The sequence below is a fragment of the Janthinobacterium sp. BJB304 genome, assembly GCF_002735765.1.
GTDB lineage: Bacteria > Pseudomonadota > Gammaproteobacteria > Burkholderiales > Burkholderiaceae_D > Janthinobacterium.
The window spans coordinates 39401-64039 of the sequence record NZ_PDZN01000020.1 but is presented as its reverse complement, the minus strand read 5'-3'; the positions used below and the strand labels follow the sequence as shown (position 1 = coordinate 64039).

Genomic DNA, 24639 nt, shown 5'->3' with positions numbered 1-24639 from the left:
CCCGCGTAGCTTTATTATTGCAAAATGCGTATCATCACCGCTCCATCCAACCAGTAATACCCACCGATCTTGTTTATGGAACCGATGAAACATATTTGTATCGCGTGTATTACCGAGCCCTTCCTTCGCTTCGAAATTGAATCGCAGGCATCCGGCGACTATTCCTGCGATTACTGTGCGGGTGATTACCCTGCGGCCCCAATTTCAACGGTGGCCGAGCGCTGCAGTGAGGTGCTACATGCCTTTTACGAGGACTCAAGCCAGACCATGGCTGTGATTGTCTATGATCGAATGCCTAGCGGCCAGGATTTTCCCGATACGATCGAAAATATGGCAGGAGTGACCTGGGAGGTGGCTGCCGACATCGTGGAGGTGTTGGAAGAGGAATGGCCTGATGATCCATGGTTCGTACGACGTCGCGCCGTTACCTCGCCATTGCCGTGGGAGTGGTCGCAAATGGAAATTAGCCTTCGCAGCGAAGCCAGATTCTTCAATCCAAAAGTATCCGGGTTCATGGAGCGGATATTCGGCGGGATTGCATCGGACGTCACCGCCGAAGGATTGTCGGTGTTGGTCGACGTCGGACCCGCTTCTGAGTACCGCGCATTCTATCGGGCCCGCGTATTCCAGTCCGACCAGGATATCAAAAAAGCCCTTTGCCATCCTGAAAAATGGCTTGGAGCGCCACCTGTGGGTATGGGCAACGCAGGCCGGATGAATACGGCCGGGCAACCTGCCTTTTACGGCGCGACCCTGCAGGCCACCGCGCTTGCCGAGGTACGTCCCCCCGTGGGTAGTCAGGTTGTTGTTGCACGCTTCTGCATTGTGCGGCCATTGAAGTTATTGAACCTTGCTTTGTTGGCACAAGTGCAGATCCCACACAACGCTAGCTTATTCGATCCCGCGACAATGGCTGTATTTCAGCGACGTGATTTTCTCGAGGCGCTTTCGCAAAAAATGACGGCCCCCGTGATGCCAGAGGAACAGGATCGCAATTACCTTATCACGCAGGTGATCGCGGATTATCTAGCAATGCATACTGAGGTTCATATCGACGGTATTCTCTACCCGTCCGTGCAAGTTTCGAACGGATCACACGGCGCCGAGAATATGAATGTCGTTCTATTCTACAAAGCTGCGGTTGCAGTCGATGGCGACCTTGAAAAGGTTACCGCCAGTGCGGAATTATGGACGTCCCACGATGAAGGCGCTGACGAGTACGATGAGTATGATCCGAAGATATATCTGCCACAACCGAGCGAGCGGCGTTTTTATTTGGCGAGCACGCACCAGCCGGAGCCGGCCCTACAACTCGATCCGACGAGCATTGTCATTCACAAGGTAGCTTCAGTAACAATCAATACCAATCCTACGTCAGTACGATTGGTCAGCCAAGATCAACATGGTAATGATGGGTAATCCCGCCGCCTTGGTGCCCCCTCAGCAGCATCCACGACCCGCATGACGGGATAATCCATTGTGAGGTACCTCCCCTCAGTACAACAGCGAGACAATATGAACCAAGCTAGCAATAACGAGATACCGGAAGGGCCAAAGCGCGAAGAAATTTTTGCCACGCAGCACCGTGGGCCAGACCATGGTGAAATTACGTGGTTGGGAAGGATGGCATTTGTAAAACACTATTCGAGTAACATGCAGAAGGTGGTTGCTAAAAAACATTTTAGTGAGGCGGCAACAGAGGCTTACAGAGCCTTATTGCTATATGTATGGGAAACAAATTGCCACGGAGCATGTCACTCGACCTCCGCAGTCCTCTTCATATTATTATCAGAGATGGGACTCAAGCCTCGCTTATGTATTGGCGAGGTCAGGTTCAACGGTCCATGCTTCGACCACTCATGGGTTGAACTCGATGGTGAAGTTTTGGATGTTGCCATTAGCCTTCCACTACCGAGTGGCAGACATGCTGGCGGCCCGGTGTTTGCGTCTGTCGATCTACATAGCGGCAACCCGTCAAATGTAAAATTCGGCATCGCCGGTGGCCGGGGACTTGACAGCGATGCTTTGCGTGTATCGAATAGTACGCTAAATGAATACGCTGAAGTGCAACGACAGACGCCGGACGTTCACCAAGACATTTGGGAGCTTACTGTGGATCTAGCGAAGCAACTTGACGTTCATTGCACAGTCCGAGACCTCGTCGCAAGGTACGGAGCCGTGCGGAGAGAATATCGCTGTGGTGGTACTTCTATGTAAATGTGATCACAATCTAACGCGAGGCACAAGGCTGCTGGCGGTTAACGATTTGGCTACCGTCGAACTTGATCACGAAAAATTGACATAAGACGTTCGAGGAAAACGGATGAAAACGACGACGCCGCCGGAGGTACACAATGCCATCGATAAGGGCGCAATAATTGTAAAAGAAAACCCAGCAAAGGGAACTTGGGACTATCCGAGTCCAGCAGATAAAGTGCGTGATACGCTCAAACCGGCCACGGATTACATCCGAGATCGACTCGGTAGGGAGGTCCCAATACATCCTCATGATTCCGCTGCAAATATTTTGGCACGTGTTAAAAAGGATGTTCTTGAAGCCTCTGGTATTAAACAGGATGAAACAGTAAGCGACGGCAAGCAGTCGAAATTGTAGAGTGTGAGGAAACGCGCCATGGGTGCTCGTAGCACCGATAACCGCGGAAGAAATCGTTGAAATCAACGTTGTTCTACTTGAACACCTAATAAAATCAAAGATTTACAGTTTTTTATCCGTCTGTCTAGGCCTAGTTCATCGAACTTTGCGAATTACAACCCCGCACGTAATCACCACTGGTCGGCGCCAAAGATCTGAAGTCAATCCACAACAAGAGAGGAATTGTTCAACTAGAACACCCCATAAAATCAAAGACTTATATCTTAGACTCACTTAGGTTTACTGTTGGGGCAAAACATAGCTCAATGAAAGTTGCGACTGCGTGTATCCAGATCCCCAAGCAGATGGGTAAGATCCACCAGCCGCTTCGCCACCAAATGCCTGACGTTGTTCGCACACTGCCATTGGCCATAGACGCCCAGCAGACGCGCACTCATCACTTCACGACGCTGCTGCTCCAAAAGGCTCGGCCAGACAATGACGTTGACGTTTCCTGTCTCGTCTTCGATCGTCAAGAACACGACACCCTTCGCTGTCTCCGGGCGTTGCCGCACGGTCACCAAGCCGCAGCCACGCGCGAGACGCGCATCATCATACAAATTCAGAATTTCCGCTGGCATAAAGCGCATCGCGTGCAATCGCTCACGTAATAGCGCAAGCGGATGACGGCCGAGCGTCAATCCCATATGGCGGTAATCCGCCACCAGTTCCTGCCCTTCAGTGGGTGGCGCAATCGTCAACTCTTCCTCAACGATGTGGGCCTCCCGCAATAGTCCGCGGTCAGGAACGCTCCCCGCCGCATTCCATATCGCCTGGCGCCGATTGCCGCTCATCTCCAAAAGCGCATTTGCACTGGCCAGCAGCTTCAGTTGCGCTGCATCGAGCGCCGCGCGTACGCCCAAGTCATGCAGATCCTTGAACGGCCGCACCGCCCTCGCCTCTTCAATCCGCCAGGCGGCTTCACGCTCCATACCTCGAATCAGGTTGAGCCCCAGGCGAACCGCAGGTTGGGCGCCAGTTGAAGCCTCCAACGTGGCCTCCCAGCCGCTGATATTGATGTCCACACCACGCACCTCAACGCCATGCCGCACGGCGTCCTGTACCAGTTGAGACGGACTGTAGAAACCCATCGGCTGGCTGTTCAGCAGGGCGGCCAGAAACGCGGCCGGCTCATGCCGTTTCATCCAGCTCGATGCGTAGGCAAGGAGAGCAAAACTGGCAGCATGCGATTCTGGAAAACCATACTCGGCGAATCCCCGGATCTGACCAATGATGCCGTTAGCGAAATCGTCGCTGTAGCCGCGCGCCGCCATACCTGTTTTGAGCTTGTCTTCAAATTGCTCCAAGCCCCCTTTTCGCTTCCACGCGGCCATGGCACGGCGCAGCTGATCTGCCTCGCCAGCTGTGAACCCGGCCGCGACCATCGCGATCTGCATCACCTGCTCCTGGAAAATCGGGATACCCAGTGTGCGCGACAACACCGCCTCCATTTCCGGACTAGGGTAGGACACGGGATCGGTCCCCTCGCGCCGGCGCAGGTAGGGATGGATCATCCCCCCCTGAATCGGACCTGGGCGGATAATGGCAACCTCGATCACCAGATCGTAAAACACCTTTGGCTTCAGCCGCGGCAGCATTGACATCTGCGCACGGCTCTCGATCTGAAACACGCCGACCGTGTCGGCCTGGCAGATCATCTCGTACGTCGCAGCATCCTCTTTCGGAATGTCTGCCAATTCAAATCGCACGCCGCGCCTGGCCGATACCAGTTCCAGCGTGCGACGCATGGCACTCAACATGCCCAGCGCCAGGATATCGATCTTTAACAAACCGACCGCATCCAGATCGTCCTTATCCCACTGCACGATGGTACGGTCCTCCATGCTGGCATTTTCCACCGGCACCAACCGCGACAGCTTGCTGTGCGAGATAACGAAACCGCCAGGGTGCTGTGACATGTGACGTGGAAAGCGCATCATGTGCTCAGCCAAGAAAGCCCATTTTCGGGCGACGTCGGACTCGGGATCCAGTCCGCAGCTGTGCATGCGCTCCGCCAGTTCGGCCCGCCCTCCCCATCCGTGGTTGGCCTTGGCCACCTTGTCAACAATGGAAAGATCAACACCAAGCGCGGTGCCGACGTCACGCAACACGCTCTTCGGGCGATAACTGATGACAACGGCCGTGAGTGCAGCGCGAGTGCGACCGTACTTCTGATAGATATACTGGATCACCTCCTCACGGCGCTGGTGCTCGAAGTCCACGTCGATGTCGGGAGGTTCGTTACGTTCCTTGGAAATAAATCGTTCGAACAGCAGGGTGCCACGCGATGGATCGACCTCGGTCACGCCCAGGCAGTAGCACACGGCGCTGTTGGCCGCCGAGCCGCGTCCCTGGCACAAAATCCTGTTGGCCCGTGCGAAGCGCACGATATCGTAGACCGTGAGAAAGTAGCTCTCATAGGACATCTCCGCAATCAATTCGAGCTCCCGCTCGATGAGAGACTGGACGTTGGCCGGCACGCCGGCGGGATACCGCCAGTGCGCACCAAGGTAGGCTTGCTGCCGCAAATAACCGCTTGGCGTCATCCCCTCTGGCACAATCTCCACCGGGTACTCGTAACGCAACTCGTCGAGCGAAAACGTACACAGATTTGCGACGCGGATCGTCTCCTCGAGCGCGGCGCGCGAATAAAGGTTTCCCAGCCTTACTCTGGAGCGCAGGTGCTGCTCCGCGTTCGATGCTAGCCGATAGCCACACTGTGCGACCGGAACGCCATGACGGATCGCAGTCATCGTGTCCTGCAAGGGCTTGGCGGAACGCACATGCATCACGACGTCGCCGGTAGCCACCACGGGCAAGTCGAACTGGGCGCCGACAGCAGCGACGATGTCCTTGTGTTCCTGGTCGCGCGATCGAAAGTGCAAGGTCAGCGCGATCCTCGCACGACCGGCCGCACATTGCAACAGCCAGGCTCCCTGCCGCTCGATGACTTCGAGCCCTGCGCCGTAGCTTGGCAGCAGAATCAGCTGACAATCGGGCATACCTCGCAACGCAACCAAATCAGGCGGCGGCGCCGCGATATCACGAGGCCGCACAAGATACTCTCCCTTCTTCGCGCGCCGGCGCGCGACGGTAATCAGTTCGCACAAATTGCCATAGCCGTTCCGGTTCATGGCCAGGATTAGCAAGGAGAAGGGCGGTGAGCCGTCCTCTGGCGTCACCAGCATCTGGCTCCCGATCAGCAACTTGAGGCCAGCCTCCTTGGCGGCAAGATGTGCCTTCACCACACCGGCCACCGTGCATTCGTCGGTGATCGCCAGAGCGTGATAGCCGAGGCCAGCGGCGCGTTGCACCAGTTGCTCGGGAGCGGACGATCCATGCAAAAACGTAAAATGACTCACGCACTGCAATTCGGCGTAGGAGGGCAGGGCGGTCGCCATGGCGCGCATCCGTCAGGCGTACAATCCGTGCAGAAACCAGCGACTATCCGCGGTACGCTCGAGGTAAATCCAGTAACATGTCGCATCAGTACCTTGCGCAACATAGTAGTCGCGCGCGACCGACTGCGCATCCCACCAGCCGGCCTCAAGTCGCTCCGGTCCGCGTATCAGCCTGAGAGGGCTCAAATAAAAGGGCCGTTCATCGCGCGTCAGCAGCTGTATGGGCTTGGGCAGTACAAAGCATGGACGATCCAGCACCAACTCATCCTCGCTGGTCGAAGTGATTTTCACCGTGGCCGGCCCCCAGCTATTGCACTGCTCGGGCCGATGATCGGGCGACGGTACCGGGACCAGAACGTTGTCCGGACCTAATCTGGCGGACAATAGTTCCAGCAGACGTGTGAAATCAGCCGGCGACCCGCTAGGCTCCGGAAATAATTGATCGGACAGCGGCCGCCTCGGTTCCAGCTGTACCACTTCCAGCCGTAAACCGATAACCGGCGCGCTCAATTCTGTCTTGGCCAGGCGCTCCTTCAACAGCCGCAACAAATGCGTTTCTTTCCACGCCGGCTCGGCCAACGTAATTTCAACAGGTGTCGGCGGCACCGCTGAACGACCACGCTCGTGCTCCAGCTGCAGTTTGAATGTGATCACGGCCAGCTGGCGTGCAGCAAGCCAGCCTATGAGCTGCAGGATCAATGTCGTGGCGCCATGCATCAACGCTTCCGCATGCTCGATTCGATCGAAGGTTTCGATATGGGCGGAGAATTGCGCCGGCACCGATATCCAACGATGCATTTCTTCGATATCACCATACGCACGATCAAGCGCATGCAAGAGCTGTTTGCTCGTCCGCCGTAGCAGTCCAGTCCTCGGCAATTTCCGCACATCGCTCAGCGTACTGGCGCCGATACCATCGAACCAGGTAAGGAATGGCGCGGCGGATGGAACAAGTGAACAGGGTAAGCCGTCAAGGCGGAAAGCTAGAGTTGCAGATTGCAGACACCTTCTACGCGGAGAATGCCGTCCACTCTTTACGTGGGCAAGCAGCCAGGCACCTTCCGCCGTCGGCGCCGCACCCAGCCGCCCGGTAAATCCGAGGCGGCGGATGCTGTCGCGTACCCGCCGACACAATGAAAGTGGACCGCCAAACAACGCAAGACTCGCACCGACATCAAGCAACAAGCTGAAATCATCAGTAAATGCAACCTCGGGCGTGAACTGCAACATGGCCATGGCAATGGAATCAAGCGCACGCGATTCCTTTTCTATATCTCGATCCAAGATGATCGTACCAGGTGAAATGGTTGCCACGCCACCAGACCGCATGCCGACTCGCACGCCGGCATCGACCGCTTCTGTCGAAGCGACCACCACTTTCCCACCATCCACAACCACATACGAGCCTGCATCAGACCAAGACGGGCGGAGCGTTTCGAGCGGTAACAGCGGCAGGTATAAAGTTAACAGCAGGGGCGTTTTCATGATGCACGGGGTGACGGCCAGTAGGCATATCAACAAGCGGAATAAATAGGGTTTTATCGGAGACAGGACCACGTCGCTTTAAGACTTCAACGTGGACACCACCCATCGCTGGTCGAACTCCCAGCCGAAGAGACGCGGGCGAAGCTTCACTCGCGCACGCCATAGGACGAATCAGCCAGAACAAGGTTTCCGCGCCCTGGGCCGCCAAATTCAAGCGACGCAATGAATCGGAACGGATATGGTTCTGCCAAAACACGACAGCACCGCAACTACCATTTTTAAGTATTTGTTCCGTCGTCCAAAGAGCGTCCCCGGTACTGGGGGCCCGAACCCATAGCAATCGACCGACATCAATGCCCCATATCTTGAATGCAAGCGAATGCGGGATATAAGGAGGCTGGACCAACACAATTCTTTGCTTATCCGACAACTTGGCAAGCAATGGCTTAAGCAGCTGCAACTCTCCGATACCCGATTGCTGAACCAGCAACTCGATAAGCGACGAACGAGGCCAGCCAGCACCAGGCAATTCTCCATCCAGCAACGCATATCCGGACGAACAGCTGACATCGTGTGACACTGCCAGTTCACTTGCCCGCCAGACGTGTGAAATCACCAGAGGATCAGTGACCTCCACAGAGAATTCAGAGCAAACTTGAGAGCAGAGCAAAGCCATGAGAGAGCACAATCGTTATCAACATAATACTGTATATATATACAGTGTATGCGTGATTGTTTGATTGTGCAAGAGGCAGCTTCAGCTGAAACGGGGAAGCGGGGAGGGGAGGTGCAGCGGAACGGAAAGATAGGTCAAGGAATGGCCGCCACCTTCACAGGGTCTCCACGTCGAGGCCGAGGTCACGGCCAAGCACACATTTCTTCTCTCCGGTATCAGTGCGAAGGCACAGATCGAATACCGTAGTAGCTGTTGACGCCTCTAACATGGGAACCGCACCAAATAATCTACTTTCCAAATATCTGTCAGCAGCCGCGTCAGCCTTATCACAACAGTGCGTCACAATAATCTTGCTAAATTGAAAACCCACTAGTAGCATGAATGACACAACAACAATTATCGGAGTCGACATGAAATCGATTATTAAGTTTTCTATTTTCGCAACTTCAATTGCCCTGTCAAACGTTGCTAACGCAGGGGTCGAGTGTTTCACCCGCATTTCAGCTCAGCTAACGACGAAAGACAACCATTGCGTAAAACATTGCAGTACGTGGGCTGAACGAGTTCCACCACAAACGATTCAGCTTGAAATGCCGGACTCATTCAAACAAAAATCGGCGTTCTTCAAGAATCCACAAGTAGCATGCTCTGGCGGAACGTGTGGTTTTGGATCGTTCCCCCCCATCGGCGTTACATCTCCAACCAATATTTCCTATACATTTAGACATCACAGTCGCCCGGCGATAGTCACAATATCAGCAGAAGTGTGCATCTTGAACGATGCTGTTCCCCCTGTTCCTCCTGTTCCAAATCCTCCAAGTGGGCCAAGCAAGCCAACTCCGCTAATACCAACGCCGCCTTCAGTTCCCGTACCTCCGCAAAAAGAACACGTTACCCGCGAAGCCGGTCCCATGGATGCAAATGACTGCGCACGTATGAAAAACAACTGGATGGTCAATGCGAGACAGTACTGCAGTCCATACAACGTGAACATTATTGCCACCAATCTTACCTGTGCCACCGATGCAGATCGACTAGGCCGCTCTGTATCTGGTGTGTTTTTGTGCGTAAAATAGTAAACATCATTCGCGATAAATTTCCAGGGAATAAGTGATGAGTTCCAAGACAACTATCGAAAACGTTGGCAACATGAATGAAGCCTTTATCGAATTTGCCGGGCAATATGACACGATCTGCGCCGAGTGCAACCAGCGCTGTTGTTCGCCCTGTACTGCCAACGGCGATATAACCAAATGTGCTTACACCAAGTTTGAGAACTGCTCGGTATGCGGCCATGCCTCATCAGTTCATTTTGCAGGGCCTCATGAATAAACAAAGCAACGATTGCAAAAAAGACTTGGGACAAGCGTACGTGGCCTCACACTGATTCGAAGCACTGTGAGGCCATCATTTCGTAACGCCACGTTCAATCCAAGACGTCTCATGCAAGACGCTTTCGCTCAAGTTGCTTCGCTGCCCATTACGTCCTGATTCCTTCACGTCGCCTTCGCTGGCCATTCATCGAGGCACAGTTCGAACGCCGCGATCCGCGCATCAATCATGCTGTCGATACGGCGCTCACGCACTTGCTGTTCGGCGCCGAACAGATCGAGCCGGTCTATTAGGTAGACCGCCAGCGCCGCCACGATCGCTGTCAGCGAGCCGACGACAATCGCAGTGGCGCCCGCAGCCAGCGGCCCCAGCACAATCAGATACTTGCCGACGACTTCTTCCAGCATAATCCCGCCCGCCACCACCAGTGCGCCCGTCATCAGCTTGGAGGCCGCATGCATTGCGTCGGCACCAGACATACCTTCCGGGCGAAACACCAGCAGGCGTACCGCTTGCAGCAGGGACAAGCCACCTTCGCGGATCAGACGAACCGCCCGCTTACCGGTAGTAAGAAAGGCGTTCACCACCGTTGTTACCAAACTGGACAGTAATCCGGTAATGAAACCTTCCTTAAACGCGGTCAGTACGGTTTCCCACTTGCCAGCGATGCGTGCGGAGATTCGGCGCAGGCGCACCGCCGCCTCTTCAATGTAGCGCTGTTCCTGCATGCCGTGGCGGTACAGACCTCCGATTTCGTCGAACAGCGCCGCAAAGAACTCCACCAGCACCACGCCAAGCGCTTGCTGCATGCCCATCGAGGCACCCTCGGTGGCACTGGCGGCAGCCGCACTTCGCGCAAACTTCCCGCCACCGTAATAGGCGCGATTGAGCTGGCCATCAATGGAGAAATGGGCTTGCGCTTCCGCATCTTTCACCCGTGCGGCGTCAACCTGGCTCAAGGCTTGCAGCTTAGTAAGCTGCTTACGTTGGCGGTCGTTGAGTGGCGTGGCGGCCCCTTGCAGTGCGGCGATGCGTTCGGCACGCACAGTCCGGGTAGCGGCCAGCCGCTGCAGGTTGAGCGTGGCGCTGCGGTCGCCTAACGCGCAGTTGATGCTCGCCGCAGTTGGCTTCAGGTTTTCGCGGGTGGCAGCCAGGTTCGCGCCGCCCAGCTCCGCCAGGACGCGACCGGGGTCGTCGTGTACTTTGCGGCCCGCGACGACATGATCCAGGTGCGGCTTGCGTTGGCGATCATGGCGATCCGATGGCGCAAACGATTCGCCCGTGTAAGCATCGGTAAGTGTGCCGTCCTTTAAACTGGCCGCCATCTGTCGATTGGCAGCAATGTAATCTGGATCCCGATGATACGCTCCACTGTCGTAAGTGCCTCTCTCAGCGTAACGCTGCGCTTCGTCCACACTGGAATACACTCCGGCGCGGACGTTGTGGATGGTATCGACGCGGCCGCCAGTCTGATCGAACGCGCTGACCAGCTTGCCGACGCCAAACTGGCCACCGATGGTCTGCAGTACGCTGCGCCTGAGGCCATCGACGGTGCTGGTCCAGCGCTGCCCATCAAGTTGTGCTGATAGGTCGGCCAGCAGCGCGTCAACCGACGCCGCTGCCGCCGGCAACGCATGCAGCTCGAACTGCTCGCCGAAACGAGGTGCATTGACATAGTCGAGGTCGACGTCCTGCTCGTGCAAGCCGCGCACAGCAGCAGGAGCAGGTAATAAGCTCACCACAGGAACTGCTGCGCGCGCGCGCAACAGAGCTTGGTAACGCTGTAAACGTTCTGACATACTGTTCTCCTTAAGCGGCTCGCAGTTGACGCCATATCACGGAAGGGACGGACTGGTTCGACGACTTCGTGGACGCATCTAGCATCTCGACCAGGTACACCATTTCGTCGAAGAGCGCCAAGTCACCCGCCGCAACTTTAAGCGCGCGCAGGTAAGCCGTTTTCAGCGTTGGAGGACTGGCGACCGTGGTATCTATCATATGCAGGATCGGTGATGGTAAAAACGCCAGCGCCTGGCCAGCGGCAAACTCTTTCACTGACATCGCCATTGCGCTGTCGGGGGCACGTGCACCCGCACAAGCCATGCCGACGCCTATCAAGGCCAGCATTACATCAAAGTAATGCGTTTGCGCTAGGGTGTGGCCGGTGCTGCGCTGCAGGGCCGCAATGAATTCCTGCAACTTGACGTCATATTCCGCCTTGGCCCTGCAGTAGCCGCCCGTTTCGGTCACTGGCGCATCGTCTTCGCTGGCAGCGTAAGCGGCGCCGCCACCAAGCGAGGCGCCGATCAGTGCGCCGATTGCCGTGATGGCGCCGCACGGCGCGATCACCGGCAGCGCTACCATACAAACAATGCCGCAGGCCGCACCGCCCACCACTTTTTGCCAGGTTTCCATTCAAACTCCCCGCTGCCGTAAGGCTTGGCATACACCGCGGCACTGCATCCAACGGCAGTACAGTACGACTGCCGTCGGGGCAATCGCACCGGCACTAAACGAGATAGCAAACGTCGCTAGGGTTTTCAACGGTGACTGATGATGAAACATACTATTATCCTTATTAAAGCGCATCGCGCTGCAAGCGGGGAAACATGTTTTTCTGACGCATGTAAGCGATCTGCACGACGCAGGGGACGGTGACGCGGTATGCCGGACTAGCCAGATCATAAGCGGTCCAGATGGCAGTCAGTGCCCAGCCGATCGGCCCGGCAAAGGCGCCAATTCCTCGCGCGAAAGCAGCATTGGCCCCCAGTGTTACGCCGCGGCCTGCCAGGGCGCGGGCCACGGCGTTGGCCGCCACGAGCGCCAGTTGGTAGGAAGCGACGCCGCCACCAGCCACCAGCCGTGCCAGTGCGGCCAGCGTAGCGCCCGCAATGGCACCGTCGTACACCATGCTGAACTGGGCAAAGAAACGCTGCTTTTCATCATCCGACATTTTTTCCAGCGACTTCGCCACCACCTGCAACAGGATGGCACTTTCGATACCGGCAATATCTTGCCCGTTTGGGCAATCGACATCCAGGTGATCAGCGACGTCACGGACAATTTCCCGGTAAGACACGCCTTTGCCGCCCCGCAACATGTTCAGCAGCGAGTTGCCGCCGAAACGCTGCAGTTCACTGACGATAGCATCCTGGGCTGCGTGCCCCACGGCAGCGGCATCGCGCGCCGTCACAAGCAAAGCACGCACGTCGCGGCCCATGGAGATGCGGCCCTTGCCGTTATCTGTCAAAAAATCGATCAGAATGGCGATGTCATCTTGGTCGCCGGTGCGAAGAAGCGGCGATAAATCTGCGTCCTGGAGGGAGGTGTTCATGTGATTCCTTACTTGTGCATGGCGCCAAAGATGGCGCCGATCGTCGTCAACAGCACGCGGTTCTTCTCGCGCGAAGACAGCTGAGACACAGCCGTCGCACTGAGGATGGCACGCCGGGTACTGTCGCTACGTCGGGCGAGATCTGCTTGGATCTCTTCGTGGCGGTCGCTCGCGGCGACCACGTTTTCGTCTGGCTGGTACAGGTCGAATCGATGCGCCAATTCAATACCTGCCAGTACCTTATGTTTCTGCGTATAGTTATTCATTGCTTCGCTCAATTCCTCGTCATTCATGACCAGCAAATAGGCTTTCACGGCCTCGGCCATCTTTTCCCAATCTGACTTGCCAATCAGCAGAAAAAAAGGAGGAATGTTGAGTGCCTGAGCGATACGACACAAAGTATCGAGATCGGGATTGGGAGGCTTGTCAATGTTTTCGGTCACAAAGCGCGACAGAGTGCTGCGGGAAATACCAGTGGCGGCCGCAAGATCGCTCTGATTGAGTTTGCCTGGCTGGCCATCACGCGTCCGCGCGCCTGCCACATCCATCGCAGCCAACATGTTTTCTGCCAGGGCGCGGCGCTGTACTGCCATCAGCAGTTGCAGAGGGTCTGTTTGTTCGTCTGATAAAGAAGGATTGGTCATCATGTCAGTCACGTCGTATTGTTTTGCTGACGTGAACTGTAGGCGGATTGCATTCCCGCGACAAATGATTTTTGTTGATTGGAAAGAAACTGCAGCAGACAGAGGACAGACGCTGTCCACCGGCTACAAGTGAAGCCTGACGTCAGCATGAAACATTTTGCGAATATCAGGTTCAAGAGGCTTAGGTCAGAAACGCCCTGAGAAATAACCAGCTCAAGACGATATCGTCCTTATCAAATACACCCAATTAAAGTGGCTATTTAGCTAATATGAGATCAACAGACGAACCCTGATTAGCACAATCCTGTCGCAACTAATCAAAACGATTTAGGTACTCGGCCACAATCTACCGCCTGCACCAAAACAACCACAAAACAAAAAAAGTAATAAGTATGCCTTCGCGCGCGGGCGTCCCCGCTTGCTTGCGCCCCGACGGAACCCCCGTCGCCACGCCCGGTTAACTTGGAAACCCATAAATTCAACATCCTAAAAACCAACACAAACAGCACGCAACCGACTACTTGCTGCCACCAACACCAACCCAAAGATAACGATGCCGCGAAAATTATCCGTCCTCGACTTGCTGCCCACTATCGGAAACAACAGCAATCGGACCAGCCGCGCCATCAATACCCACAAGCGGAACAAGTTGCAAAAAAGCAACCCCCACTGCAGGTACCTGATGTGTAGCAAACTTAACATCCGTCGGGGCTGCGCCGGCGCTCGGTGCGGCCGGGTTTTTCAAAGCCTGGCGGGCTTGTTCAACAAGCGTTTTGTAGGTGGCCACCGTCTGCCGGGTTACGCCGGCGATGCGTCCGATCGCGATCTGGGTAAGACTCTCTCCACGTTGTAGTAAAAGCCTGCAGGCGGCACGGATTCTGTCCGCTGTACTCTTTTGCCGTTCGCTGTGCGTGCGTTCTGCAGCCAGGCTTTGGCGTGCCGGAAGCGGCATATCCGGATCAAGCTGCATGATGCCGCGTTTGCAGCGGCCGCTGCCCGTGTAATTGGTCCACGTCCAGCGCGCGATCGAGCGAATCGTTGCCCTCAGCGACGATACAGGCAAGTCTTGGGCAAAGCCTTGCTGCGTGAATCTATTCAAATCATGGGCTTTGGCATCGAGCCAACGCACGAAACTGTCGTAGTTCCCACTCTGCCGCTCGCGGTTGACGATGGAGTATGCGTAGTGACGCAAATGTTCGAACAGCAGGCAATGGCGAGAGTGTGCAATGTCGTCTACCTTGACTCTCTTGGCCCAAGGGGCAGCCACGGCCAGGTCGACGTAATCGGCGAGGGCGCCCAGTTCGTACACGGAGCTATGTAGTTCTTCGGTCGACCACCATGGATGTCCTGGCGTCTTGGCCACCGGTCCTGAGTGAAAATTGGGATCTGCGCGCAGCGCTATCGAAAATGCCGCATAGACTGCCTTCATGAAGGCGATAGGCTTGTCGCGCGCGGCCTCGGTCGTGCACACCGGGGTAATCGCATAATAAAGGTGGCTATTGCCCGAGACGCGATTGCGTACGATCAAATTTGGCGCCGGCAGGCCCACATCTTCCCAGACCATGGAATTTGCATGGTCGAGGTCAAAGATCAGCCAGCTGACAAGGCCTGGCCGATTGATTTGCATGTACGGATAGCGCACCGCGTACTCACGCGGGCGAGTGCGGGTGGCCGTTTTGTTGTCGCTGCAGCGCGGAATATAGGGCGCCTCTTGAAGCACCCGGTGCAGGGCGGTACCGTGCTCGAAGTATCGAACATCGGGCTCAGCGACGCTATTCACCACTTGCTCCCAGGGGGCAGCAAGACGGTGCCAGCGTGTAGCGCAAGCACGGTACAACGCTCAATTTTTTGGGCGAGCACGTACTCACCTCGGCCATGATTCTTCATGGGAGCTCCAGTTGCCTAGTGACAGGCGTAAAAAATCCCTTGCACTGGCTTGAGCACCCAACTAGAATCACGGTTGAAGAGTACGTGATTCATGTTTTGGCACTGCCAGAGCATTAGCAGAGGCCCGGTTCCCGCCGGGCCCTTTGCTTTTTAGGGCATCAAATTGTCAGCGTTTCAGATTAGCTCTTCATCGCAGTCCTCATAATTCGTTCATCGAACACTCATTTCTTGCTGCGATCGGCCAGGACTTGTAGCGCCTTGGTAACTTCATTCATCGCCAGTTCCGCATCGACATCACTGGTAAATTCAAGACGCAGCACTTTTTTGGCTTGATGGACCTTGCAGTACGTGCTACGTCCAGAGCGTACGGTCACTGGTGCCGGCGCTACGCGCGGCGCAGCTGCACGCCGAGATGACCTGGTCGCCATTGCCACGGCCTCGGCCTGGGAGGACGTGCCGCTGATGATCGCTTGAATGGCCTCCATGACCCCTTCGGTATGGCCTTTGGCATTGAGCGCAGCCAATTCGGCGGCGGCATTGCGACCGAGCTTATCTGGATGCGCATCAAGCAGGGGGGCTGCGGCGGCTGGCAATTCATCAAACACCATCAGATTGGCAACGGTAGTACGAGGCAAACCGGCATGTTTTGCGACATCGGCAACGGTCAGCGTTTGATCTTCGGCCAGCAGTTTCTTGAAACCCACATACTTCGCATAATCTGTCAGGCTGTTGTGCAGCAAATTTGCGTAAAAGGCATCACGGTCCGCGTGCACATCGTCCGATAGATCGAGTACGGCAGGGATGGTTGCACGGCCACGATCGACGTAAAAATCAAATCGGTTATGTCCGGATACCACCTCATACCAGCCATCCGGGGTAGGGCGGAGCGTCACAGGCGTGACCAGCTTGTTGCTATCGAGGTTAGCGTACAGCGCGTCCCTCTCAGCATTGGTCAGTTGCCGCTGGCGCCCAGGAATTTTGCGGATACGGGCTACAGGTGCCTCGAAGGGCACACCCGCACTTAAAGCTGCCTCATCGAGCGCAGCTTTAAGCGCCTCAACTTCGGCCCGGCTCGCTTCCTGCAATTGCTCAAGGCGCGCACGCAGTTCCGCGGACTCCACGTCCGAGCCGCCGTCAGCCTGCTTGGCCACCGCCTCGTCCAGCTGCCGTTGCAGCTCGTCAATCTTGGCTTGGTACTTCTGGGCCTCAATGCGGAAGGCGCCGAGCTGGCCGGGCATGGTCACATTGCGCTGGCTGGCGATCGGAGTTGGAGGGTTCTCGCTGACATTGCGTTCCAGGTTGGCGGTCTGGCCGAGCAGCCGCGCCGCCAACTTATTGACGCGCGGTGGGCGCTTGTCGTCTTTGTTACTCATGCTGCTTCCTTCATTTCGCGGTGTGCCCAGCAGGTCTGCAGGGACACGTCGAGTTCCGCCACGACGGCGTTGAACGCCTCGATCGCACGGTTGTAAGTGCGCTGGCTGCCGTCATAGCTCTCGAGATCGTAAATGGTCTTGAACTCCGCGTAGGCGTTTTTTACCAGATCGGTCTCCGGAATTTCGGCCGTTCCCAGCAGCTCCGGGTAGGTCTGCTTGATCCACGTCTTGACGATATCGGTCATCGAGACCGACGACTTCACCTTCGACAACACGATCTTGATGAACTCGAATTCCTTGTCGATCTGCTTTCCGTGTCGCATCGAATTGAACAGCTCGGAAAACTGTCGGAAAAATTGCGTCGACGAAGCGTAGTCCAAGGTTTCCGGGGGCAGGGGGATGATCATGCCGTCGGATGCCATGAAGCTGGCCAGCGCCAAATACGACAAGGTAGGAGGCGTGTCGATAATGATCACATCATATTTTTCGCGCAACGGCTGCATGGCTTTGTTCAGGACGTCCCAAAACTGGAACGTCGGGTCACTGGCCTGCTTGTTGGGCAAGTAATAGTCGGCGCCAAACAGGTCAGGCGACGATGGAATAAGGTCAATACCGTCCCAGTAGCTGGGCAGTGCAGCATACAGAAGATCTTCCTTGTCGCCGTAGACCACCGGCATCACCGTCATATCCTCGGTCACTTCCGCATCCGGCACAAATCCCATCAACGTGGTGGTGGATGCCTGAGGATCCAGATCGACCAGGCAGACGCTGTGTCCCATCAAGGTCAACCCCTGGGCCACCGCAACTGTAGTGGTGGTCTTGCCCACGCCGCCCTTAAAGTTTCCACAACAGACGACAAGGCCGAGAGTGCCGGCAGGACGCCGCTTGTGCGGGCCGATCTGCTGCACGATGGCGCGCGCCTCGGCCAGGGTGAACATGCGGCTACGGCCGTTACCCTTCAGCTGACCAGCTGGTATGATGCCCTTGCTGCAGAGATGATTGAGCTTCGTGCGCTCGATATGGCACATTTGAGCCAATCGCGTGCCAGATATCATCGGTGACGTTTTCCTTGGCCAGGGTGCCAACAGATCGTCACGCAGCTGCAGCAGCGTGGCCTCCGCGCGATCAGCGATGCGGATCAACCCGTCGATATCGACGATGTTTCGTGCAGGCAGAATTCGTTTGGCGGACATGCGCTTACCTCAATGGTTGGTGGTTTGTGTCACCGTCGCCGCTTTTTGCAAAAAAAATCAAAAAGCGATGACGCGACCGGATCTTAACGTTTACAGTTAAAAACGTATATAACTTTTCTAGGTTTACAAGCAAAATATTGCACAGATGTCGATTTTGCTCGAATATCCACAGCCTCCCAGCTCAAATAGTTTCATTAAAAACAACATAAAAAGGGAAGACGCCTCGAAAGAAGCGTCTTCCATGCAACATCAATCCAGCGCATCCCTCAGAATGTCGACTTTCTGAAGGAGAAACCGGATGACGTCGGCCGACGTACGATCAAACGCCTCAACGTTTTCTCGTACCCACGCCTCCCGTTCGGACATCTCGCCCTGCAGGGAATACCACCGTTCGGTGCCATCGACCGTTTCGGTGGCATTCACCGAATTCGTCCGTTGCGCCCGGTCCCTTAGCCAACGGGTAAGGCTATCGGGCAACCGCACTGCGTGGATTGCGCGGGTTAAAGCCACATACAGGAGGTTGATTTCCTCCGGATCGTATTGCTTTTCCGGTGGCAGCTCGATAAAGTCATCCTGCATATGCACTTGGTCGAACTCCAGGCCTTTTGCTCGATGAGCGGTCGTCAAAGTGACGTCCGCCTTCTCTTGCAGGCTAACCTGCGATGCTTTCATGGCTTCGTAGATGCGTGGAACCTGGCTCTGGTACTGCTCGACGGTTTTCACCAGTGCCGCAATCTCAAGGTCCCCAGCCTCCACCCCGTATTGCTGGAAATCCCCGAAACAATTGAACCTGCCGATGCTTGGACTTGTGATCCTTGATCGTTCGTCCGCCCATAGAAAATAGGCATCGAGTACCTTCCCGAAGACATAACTGTCGAAGCCGCCAATAAAATGCAGCTTCACGTCGTTGCCCAGTACCAGCTCCGCCGCACTGCTGAACAAGCCAGCGTTTGTTCTGCCGATGATCGTAAATGGTTGCGACCGATCGACGCTCCAGGCATTGGTCATATCTGCACGTCCTACGATGGTCTTGTCTTCCCCTTTAAAGTCAGCGAGCAGTGCACTGGCGATATCCGCGATCTGCTCACTGAATCGGAACGACTGCGTCAACGCAACGCGAGATTTGGCCTGCACCCTCTCCATCGCGTTGACCGCACGGCGAAAGCCATAGATCCCTTGGTGCCGATCGCCCACCAACACTTTTTGACAGTCCTGCCGCATCACCACGTCCAACGTCACCGGATTCGTATCCTGGGCCTCATCGAGCAAAATAATGTCGAATGCCAAGAGCGGAAGTTCGAGGGCCCATATTTTCAGATACCCGTCGTGCGGCATCTTGATCGGTGACCGCTTATCCTTCATTGCAGCGAACACTTTTCCGGCGAGTTGCACGATGTCGGCCGCGGCGGCCGGATCACCCTGCAGCTCCACATCCAGGTGGTCCTCCGCGACCATAGAATCGGCAGAACAAAACCAGTTGGACAAGGTCTGCAGTGCATCCTTGGCCCGTGTGGTATTGCACTGAAATGTCTGCGCAATTTCCCAAGCCTTTGGGCTGCCAAGCTTGTCCTGATAACGTTTTCCCACCCGCGTATATGCCAGGGAGTGGGTGGTTCGGCATTGCACATTTTCCGGAAACCGCGCGCAGGCCTCCGATGCGACCGATTTGTTAAAGGCAATGTACAGGATGCGTTTATCCGGCCTGCACTTCGAATACTCAACGAGAGTAGTGGTCTTGCCTGTGCCGGCAAACGCATCGACTGCAAGCAACATGCTTTCGTTTTCCACTACGGATATTTGTTCACGGGTCATCGATGACATAGCATTCTCCTGAAGGTAAAAAAATGGCCGGGAGAACGCAGTCCCGGATGGGAAGGAGTTCTTCCCGGCCGGGCACATACGTCAGCTAAAAACTTGTTAAAAATAGTGCGCAAGTGATTAACCACACGCAATAATGCGCTGGAAAATCATTGAACAAGGAAGGTCAAAAGAGGCTCACATACCAAAAAACACCGGTATCGGCCATGCAAGACGTAGAAGGCTTCCTACGCGGGAATTACGTCGGCGACTAGCCGAAGTAAAGTTTAAAGAGAACCGGAAGCTGCAAGCTGATCAGGAAAACCACCATTGCCTTGAGCAACGTCGTATCGCTACGAAGCTTCTCAAGCTCGGCTGTCATTTTCAACTGCGAGGTTTCGATCTTCTGCAATAGTGAGGATTCAAGTCTCATCATATCCTCCGGAAATGCAACAGATCTGGACAGAACTTCGGCCATGACCTTTGCGTGAACAGCAGCTTGTGCGGCGGATACGCCGGCCTCTTGAAGACGCTCGGAATACCCTAACGAATCAAATTGAAAGCTCGACATAAAAGCTCCTTTGGTCAGAGAAACTCCCGGAGCGTCGCCCTTAGGGCTTGCCTAAGGAGCGGTGATGGTGGACATGTACCCCGAGCAAAAAGCTGCGCTAGTTTCAGGGGTTGACTAGCTTGCGCCGAATCGAAATTCAGCGTACCTCGAAAGTCAGTGTAGTCGCAGAGGCCAAAATCGTCCACTACAATGACATGCTACGTTTAGAAAAATCCAGCAAGAAACATTGGCAAATTCAATCCTACTCGGCTTTGGGAAAGCGAATGGTGGTCGCCATCCTTTTCTTGTCGTCGAGCAGGGCAGCCGTCAGTGCAGGAAAGCGGTTGAACAAAAGCGCTTCAGCCAGTTCAATTCGACAGGCGGAGCGCTGCCAGTGCTTCACACGCAAGTGCACCGGCACTTGGCCCCGCTCATGTTCGTGGGCAGTTTCAGGACCAGGAATCCACACGCCGGTCGGATACTGCAGGCCGCGCATTTTGTGCGCACGGCCGCCGGCTTGCAGATATCTGGTGTACTTTCGCAGCTGGTCCATGGACATTTTCATCTCGGCCGCCAGATCTTTGCCTGTGATCTGACCCGCAGCCACGATCAAATCCTCGACGCGTTTCGCAACGCGATAATGGACATAGTCATTCCTCTCCCGCTGTCCAGCACGTTTTGTCGAACCGCAGCTGGTATTTGGCGTGACGGCCGCGCCATGAAAGTCCTTAGCGAGTATTTTCATCATAACCTCCTGTAAAAATTACCTTTCTAACGCGTCACCCATGTTTCTGGATGGACGAGCTCCCATCCGAGCTGACGCCGAATTTCGCTCTGTGATGGCGGCGGCAACGAAGAACACCGCCGATCCTCCATCCAGCGCCGTACCTGCTCCTTCGTCGGCCGGATCACTAAAACGGGATGCCGACTTGAAAACGTATCCATATCGATAATCTCCTTTCATCACAAAAAATCGGAACACCATGACCGGTTTCGCGTCGAGAAAACTTCTTGACGCTGCTGCAGAAAAATCGTTTGTGGATTGCCCTGCCGCACACTTCTAACTTAGCGTGAGGTAGGCATCAGGTCCTTGGAAAAAATGGCATACAAGGAACTGTTATGCGCTTGCGATCGACGCGAGCATCTGGTAGCGAATGGATTTAATAAATCACCTTCAACTGAGCCGCTCGCAGTAAGAAAAAATGAGGGGGCGCTTGGCGCGCCAGGACCGTGCCGGGAAGATGAGTGAGAAGATTGCCATGTGCTTCCCTGGAAGAGACGAATGCCTCTTCCAGGAACCCATCTGGGAATGATGCAGTTTGGAATTTGCCTTCTCCGCAGCGGCCAGTGCCAATGAAGATCTGGCGGTGATCGACATTATGCGACGGTGCTTCTCGGGTCACCCGAACGCGAAGGCCAAGGGTGGCAACAGGGTTGCGCTAGCGAAATCCTAGCAGCAAAGGCTACAGCTCTGGGGGCGGCTGCTGCCCAGTTTTCAGCTTCCAGCGGAACCCGCGGCTTTCGAATGGCGAGCGTGTTACCGCTTGCGCCGCCGCCATTCGAAAGCCGCGGGGACGTCGTGATTGCTTTTGGCTGGACGAAGGAGTGGGGACCGTGAATGGACCCTGTTTCCAATGCGAAAGCAGCCAGTTCCAGACTGGCTGCAGATTGGACTTTGCTTCGAGATTCCAAACTCGGAGCTCACGATCCATGCCGTCAACTTGCGGGGTTGGCCGGAGCGGATCGCTCATTACACAAGGACTCCAGGTCCGAAGACCGTACGCGTTCCAGGAGTTGACGCGTTGCAAAAACCCAGTTTTTTTATGCGTCAAAAACTGGAAAACACGTGGTGAAATCGGTGCGATTCTTTCCATAGCAGACTCCCATCAAGTCTGCAATGAAAAGAATCCCCTCATATTGAGGGGACTCGGTTGAAAGCAAAATAAGACTTGCTAAGGTTCGAAAGGCCTCTCGTTCAAGCTCAGGCGCCTCCACGGAAGCTGCCGCGGAACGCTGATTCCGCGACGCTACGGGGATCCCTGACCGGCTGCCTTAGCCCCCCGCCTATGCGTGGAGGAAAGTGGCTAACACGACCAGCTGGGCCGTCTTCCGTGGCGCCTTCCTGCGAACCATGATCCTCATCCATCGGTTCATGGTCATCGCCGCCGCCGGCTTGTTCACCACTTTGCTGGCTGGCGGACGAAGCATCCGCATGCCCGTCATGCTCGAGGTGATAGACCACGACGTCATCGATCGCAATATGGGTAATAAGTAGCAGACGCCCTTTGATGACGGCGGCCGCTTCCTGCTCACCAGTTTTTCTACCCTGCTCCTTAATATCGCGAAGGTACGTATGTGCATAGATGTCACCAACGGTGAAGGCGACGAATATCTTACGACCAGCTTCGCAATCGGCCATCAGCTCAGAAACGAGATTGATCGCTTCTTGTCCGCTGACCCGCAGATCCATATAACTGTATTGCGGATCGACGATTTTCCCATGTAAGGCATTTATGGCACACGCCAGGAACTTTTCTGCTTTACGGCCGCTACCCTTGGGAGTTACCCAACGGATCCGGTTCATATAGCCGCAACCTTTGGTGTGCAAATCAAAGTACCCTGAAGGATCAGGAGCTTTTCCCTGCTCGGCTTGACGCAGCGAACCAGGCGTTTTCGAAGAATTGTTGCGGTTGTTATTGGTCATCATGATGATCTCCAGTCGATAATAGCGAAAGGAAGACCATCCGAGCCCCAGGGGATCGAGAAGAGGTCTTCCCGATCGGGGGTGGTAGAAGCGCTACAGAGACTCTGATCCTGGCAAGGCTGGCCAGGACGTGTGGGTTGCAAGAGTTTGACCCACCGCGGTTGCTCAGGTGCGAGCAAATTCAATATCAACAATAGGACGAGAGGAGGACGCTGTCAACCCGATTTTACGCTTATCGCGCAGACTGCCGCCCACTGCTTTTTTGGTAGGACAGATCGTTAATTTCAATGCCTGAGAGAGAACGCTCGTCGGCGATTTCGCCCTCGCTATTGCCCAGTTCAAGCACAAATGTGCGGATCTTCTCTGCAGCGTTACATGCGCGAAAAATGGCTTTTGAATCGTCGCGGATGACCTTGATCCAGCTACCAACATAAGCTGCATGCTGGCTCGGATCATGGCCTAACGCGAGCTCGTCACCAAGCATCATGCTCGCGATTTCGGCACACAATTCCTCGTATGCATATTCCTGGCTACCAAATGGATGAAAAAGGTCGCGATTGAGCCTGGACGAGTGCCCGGACCAGTGCCCCAGTTCATGCATCGCGACGGCGTAATACTCTACGGCGGAATTGAACTGACGACGCGGCGGTAGATGCATTTCATCATCGACCACATCATAGTAGGCTTGATCGCGCTGGTCATGTTTAATGGTAGCACCGGATTGCCACAGTATCCGCTCAGCCCTCTCGATTGGATCAAATTCAAGCTGAGCTGGCTGAAGGGGATCTAACCCACTGACCTGTTCAGCATTAAAAACCGTTGTGAAGTACATCTTAGGCTTCTGGCCTGCCGGCTGCGTACTATCGGATGCAGGGAAATCGTCGGAATCTTCGGACGCGGTAGCCTCGGAGAATATCCACCGTCGAATAGCGGTTCCACGCTCGTTTTTCCTAATGCGCGCTCCTTTGAAATTAGCCTGCTTGAACGTCATCCACCTCGGATCTTCATATGGCTGGGCCATCAGATTCAAGGAATTGATACCCTTGTATCTTCGCCCGGAGGCAATGTTGTACGGTGTTGTGCCACGCGAGGATGGAGCCCAAGGCTTTTGCCATGGAGCAGTCCCCCTCTCAAGGAGGGTGATTAATTGTTTTGCGACATCATCGCAATAGTTTGATCCTTTTTTCATGTTGAACTCCCAAAAAAAATGGCCACGGGAAGTGACCAGATTGAACAAACGACGCACGAAACCACGCATCCGCCAGGATGGGCAGCAGTGTGCAAATGAGAAGGGAACGCTAAGAGCGGAATGCTCTTGAGATTGAGGGAAACTCCCGTGCGCTGGGCACGTGCAAGGAAGCGGGAGCAACTTGCACTTGGTGATCTGAAAAGATCATCACCTAATTATGTTAGGCCAGTCTAGAGTGTATGTCAATCTAGCTCCTGGCCGAGTCGAGCAGTATTTAATGAACTATTTCCGGGACCCGGCGAAGATCAATCGGTCTAGCGGCCCATATTGACCGCGAGACGCACGCTATGCTGACGGTGGCTCACTGTTGATGTCCATAGCGGAGACGATTTCGGCGCATTCGTTGGACTGGCAGCATGCT

The 24639-nt window shown here is 55.2% G+C and carries 20 protein-coding genes; 5 read left to right on the top strand and 15 right to left on the bottom strand.

The features are described from left to right. The first annotated feature begins 75 nt into the window (after positions 1-75). The 3 genes from CSQ95_RS21965 to CSQ95_RS29295 all read left to right on the top strand — a co-directional run bounded on the left by CSQ95_RS21965 (position 76) and on the right by CSQ95_RS29295 (position 2614). On the top strand, positions 76-1419 hold the full coding sequence (locus CSQ95_RS21965) for an RES family NAD+ phosphorylase (RefSeq protein ID WP_099411057.1): 1344 nt from the start codon (positions 76-78) through the stop codon (positions 1417-1419). Positions 1420-1515: 96 nt separating this feature from the next. Beyond that, positions 1516-2217: a lasso peptide biosynthesis protein gene (locus CSQ95_RS21960; RefSeq protein ID WP_099411056.1), complete on the top strand. Its 702-nt coding sequence runs from the start codon at positions 1516-1518 to the stop codon at positions 2215-2217. A gap of 106 nt (positions 2218-2323) precedes the next feature. Next, the gene (locus tag CSQ95_RS29295; protein ID WP_143450039.1) at positions 2324-2614 is read left to right on the top strand and encodes a hypothetical protein; all 291 of its coding nucleotides are present in this window, start codon (positions 2324-2326) and stop codon (positions 2612-2614) included. A 302-nt stretch (positions 2615-2916) separates the two neighbouring features. Here CSQ95_RS29295 and CSQ95_RS21955 read toward each other — a convergent pair whose 3' ends face one another. Genes CSQ95_RS21955 through imuA form a run of 3 tightly spaced genes read right to left on the bottom strand, consistent with a single transcriptional unit; the run spans position 2917 to position 8215 of the window. Continuing rightward, a complete protein-coding gene (locus CSQ95_RS21955) occupies positions 2917-6063 on the bottom strand; it encodes an error-prone DNA polymerase (protein WP_099411055.1) in 3147 nt (1048 codons plus the stop codon). A 3-nt stretch (positions 6064-6066) separates the two neighbouring features. Continuing rightward, the gene (locus CSQ95_RS21950) at positions 6067-7539 is read right to left on the bottom strand and encodes a DNA polymerase Y family protein (protein WP_099411054.1); all 1473 of its coding nucleotides are present in this window, start codon (positions 7537-7539) and stop codon (positions 6067-6069) included. Beyond that, positions 7466-8215, bottom strand: a complete 750-nt coding sequence (imuA, locus tag CSQ95_RS21945) for a translesion DNA synthesis-associated protein ImuA (RefSeq protein WP_099411053.1) — start codon at positions 8213-8215, stop codon at positions 7466-7468. The genes CSQ95_RS21950 and imuA overlap by 74 nt, the downstream gene beginning before the upstream one ends. 410 nt (positions 8216-8625) lie before the next feature. On the opposite strand from imuA, the gene CSQ95_RS29290 reads away from it, so the two are divergent. Both CSQ95_RS29290 and CSQ95_RS29285 read left to right on the top strand, forming a co-directional pair. Then, a complete protein-coding gene (locus CSQ95_RS29290) occupies positions 8626-9291 on the top strand; it encodes a hypothetical protein (protein ID WP_143450038.1) in 666 nt (221 codons plus the stop codon). Positions 9292-9328: 37 nt separating this feature from the next. Further along, positions 9329-9547, top strand: a complete 219-nt coding sequence (locus tag CSQ95_RS29285) for a hypothetical protein (RefSeq protein ID WP_143450037.1) — start codon at positions 9329-9331, stop codon at positions 9545-9547. Positions 9548-9711: 164 nt separating this feature from the next. On the opposite strand, the gene CSQ95_RS21935 is transcribed toward CSQ95_RS29285, so the two are convergent. The 12 genes from CSQ95_RS21935 to CSQ95_RS21880 all read right to left on the bottom strand — a co-directional run bounded on the left by CSQ95_RS21935 (position 9712) and on the right by CSQ95_RS21880 (position 24218). Then, a complete protein-coding gene (locus CSQ95_RS21935) occupies positions 9712-11346 on the bottom strand; it encodes a lactate permease (protein ID WP_099411051.1) in 1635 nt (544 codons plus the stop codon). Between the two features lie 10 nt (positions 11347-11356). After that, positions 11357-11962: a hypothetical protein gene (locus tag CSQ95_RS21930; RefSeq protein ID WP_099411050.1), complete on the bottom strand. Its 606-nt coding sequence runs from the start codon at positions 11960-11962 to the stop codon at positions 11357-11359. Between the two features lie 163 nt (positions 11963-12125). Then, the gene (locus tag CSQ95_RS21925; protein ID WP_099411049.1) at positions 12126-12881 is read right to left on the bottom strand and encodes a YaaW family protein; all 756 of its coding nucleotides are present in this window, start codon (positions 12879-12881) and stop codon (positions 12126-12128) included. A gap of 8 nt (positions 12882-12889) precedes the next feature. Beyond that, positions 12890-13528, bottom strand: coding sequence for a helix-turn-helix transcriptional regulator (locus CSQ95_RS21920; protein WP_099411048.1), 639 nt, complete (start codon positions 13526-13528; stop codon positions 12890-12892). 562 nt (positions 13529-14090) lie between these two features. Then, positions 14091-15305 carry a replication initiation protein gene (locus tag CSQ95_RS21915; protein WP_257218141.1) on the bottom strand — a complete coding sequence of 405 codons (1215 nt, stop codon included), beginning with the start codon at positions 15303-15305 and terminating at the stop codon, positions 14091-14093. Between the two features lie 328 nt (positions 15306-15633). Then, entirely contained in the window at positions 15634-16785 is a 1152-nt protein-coding gene (locus CSQ95_RS21910; RefSeq protein WP_099411046.1) for a ParB N-terminal domain-containing protein, read from the bottom strand. Beyond that, entirely contained in the window at positions 16782-17978 is a 1197-nt protein-coding gene (locus CSQ95_RS21905) for a ParA family protein (RefSeq protein WP_099411045.1), read from the bottom strand. Before CSQ95_RS21905 ends, CSQ95_RS21910 begins: the two co-directional genes overlap by 4 nt. Before the next feature lie 249 nt (positions 17979-18227). After that, on the bottom strand, positions 18228-19799 hold the full coding sequence (locus CSQ95_RS21900; protein WP_180279133.1) for a UvrD-helicase domain-containing protein: 1572 nt from the start codon (positions 19797-19799) through the stop codon (positions 18228-18230). 247 nt (positions 19800-20046) lie between these two features. Next, positions 20047-20346, bottom strand: coding sequence for a hypothetical protein (locus CSQ95_RS21895; protein WP_099411043.1), 300 nt, complete (start codon positions 20344-20346; stop codon positions 20047-20049). A gap of 241 nt (positions 20347-20587) precedes the next feature. Beyond that, positions 20588-21073: a hypothetical protein gene (locus CSQ95_RS21890; RefSeq protein ID WP_099411042.1), complete on the bottom strand. Its 486-nt coding sequence runs from the start codon at positions 21071-21073 to the stop codon at positions 20588-20590. A gap of 1233 nt (positions 21074-22306) precedes the next feature. Beyond that, on the bottom strand, positions 22307-23032 hold the full coding sequence (locus CSQ95_RS21885; RefSeq protein ID WP_099411041.1) for a DUF3577 domain-containing protein: 726 nt from the start codon (positions 23030-23032) through the stop codon (positions 22307-22309). 229 nt (positions 23033-23261) lie between these two features. Then, on the bottom strand, positions 23262-24218 hold the full coding sequence (locus CSQ95_RS21880) for an ArdC family protein (RefSeq protein ID WP_180279132.1): 957 nt from the start codon (positions 24216-24218) through the stop codon (positions 23262-23264). Between the last annotated feature and the right edge of the window lie 421 nt (positions 24219-24639).

Bases quoted from the DNA above. Each gene is read 5' to 3' on its own strand.
- CSQ95_RS21965 (WP_099411057.1), top strand. From the start codon at position 76: ATGGAACCGATGAAACATATTTGTATCGCGTGTATTACCGAGCCCTTC.
- CSQ95_RS21960 (WP_099411056.1), top strand. From the start codon at position 1,516: ATGAACCAAGCTAGCAATAACGAGATACCGGAAGGGCCAAAGCGCGAA.
- CSQ95_RS29295 (WP_143450039.1), top strand. From the start codon at position 2,324: ATGAAAACGACGACGCCGCCGGAGGTACACAATGCCATCGATAAGGGC.
- CSQ95_RS21955 (WP_099411055.1), bottom strand. From the start codon at position 6,063: ATGCGCGCCATGGCGACCGCCCTGCCCTCCTACGCCGAATTGCAGTGC.
- CSQ95_RS21950 (WP_099411054.1), bottom strand. From the start codon at position 7,539: ATGAAAACGCCCCTGCTGTTAACTTTATACCTGCCGCTGTTACCGCTC.
- imuA (WP_099411053.1), bottom strand. From the start codon at position 8,215: ATGGCTTTGCTCTGCTCTCAAGTTTGCTCTGAATTCTCTGTGGAGGTC.
- CSQ95_RS29290 (WP_143450038.1), top strand. From the start codon at position 8,626: ATGAAATCGATTATTAAGTTTTCTATTTTCGCAACTTCAATTGCCCTG.
- CSQ95_RS29285 (WP_143450037.1), top strand. From the start codon at position 9,329: ATGAGTTCCAAGACAACTATCGAAAACGTTGGCAACATGAATGAAGCC.
- CSQ95_RS21935 (WP_099411051.1), bottom strand. From the start codon at position 11,346: ATGTCAGAACGTTTACAGCGTTACCAAGCTCTGTTGCGCGCGCGCGCA.
- CSQ95_RS21930 (WP_099411050.1), bottom strand. From the start codon at position 11,962: ATGGAAACCTGGCAAAAAGTGGTGGGCGGTGCGGCCTGCGGCATTGTT.
- CSQ95_RS21925 (WP_099411049.1), bottom strand. From the start codon at position 12,881: ATGAACACCTCCCTCCAGGACGCAGATTTATCGCCGCTTCTTCGCACC.
- CSQ95_RS21920 (WP_099411048.1), bottom strand. From the start codon at position 13,528: ATGATGACCAATCCTTCTTTATCAGACGAACAAACAGACCCTCTGCAA.
- CSQ95_RS21910 (WP_099411046.1), bottom strand. From the start codon at position 16,785: ATGAGTAACAAAGACGACAAGCGCCCACCGCGCGTCAATAAGTTGGCG.
- CSQ95_RS21905 (WP_099411045.1), bottom strand. From the start codon at position 17,978: ATGTCCGCCAAACGAATTCTGCCTGCACGAAACATCGTCGATATCGAC.
- CSQ95_RS21900 (WP_180279133.1), bottom strand. From the start codon at position 19,799: ATGTCATCGATGACCCGTGAACAAATATCCGTAGTGGAAAACGAAAGC.
- CSQ95_RS21895 (WP_099411043.1), bottom strand. From the start codon at position 20,346: ATGTCGAGCTTTCAATTTGATTCGTTAGGGTATTCCGAGCGTCTTCAA.
- CSQ95_RS21890 (WP_099411042.1), bottom strand. From the start codon at position 21,073: ATGATGAAAATACTCGCTAAGGACTTTCATGGCGCGGCCGTCACGCCA.
- CSQ95_RS21885 (WP_099411041.1), bottom strand. From the start codon at position 23,032: ATGATGACCAATAACAACCGCAACAATTCTTCGAAAACGCCTGGTTCG.
- CSQ95_RS21880 (WP_180279132.1), bottom strand. From the start codon at position 24,218: ATGAAAAAAGGATCAAACTATTGCGATGATGTCGCAAAACAATTAATC.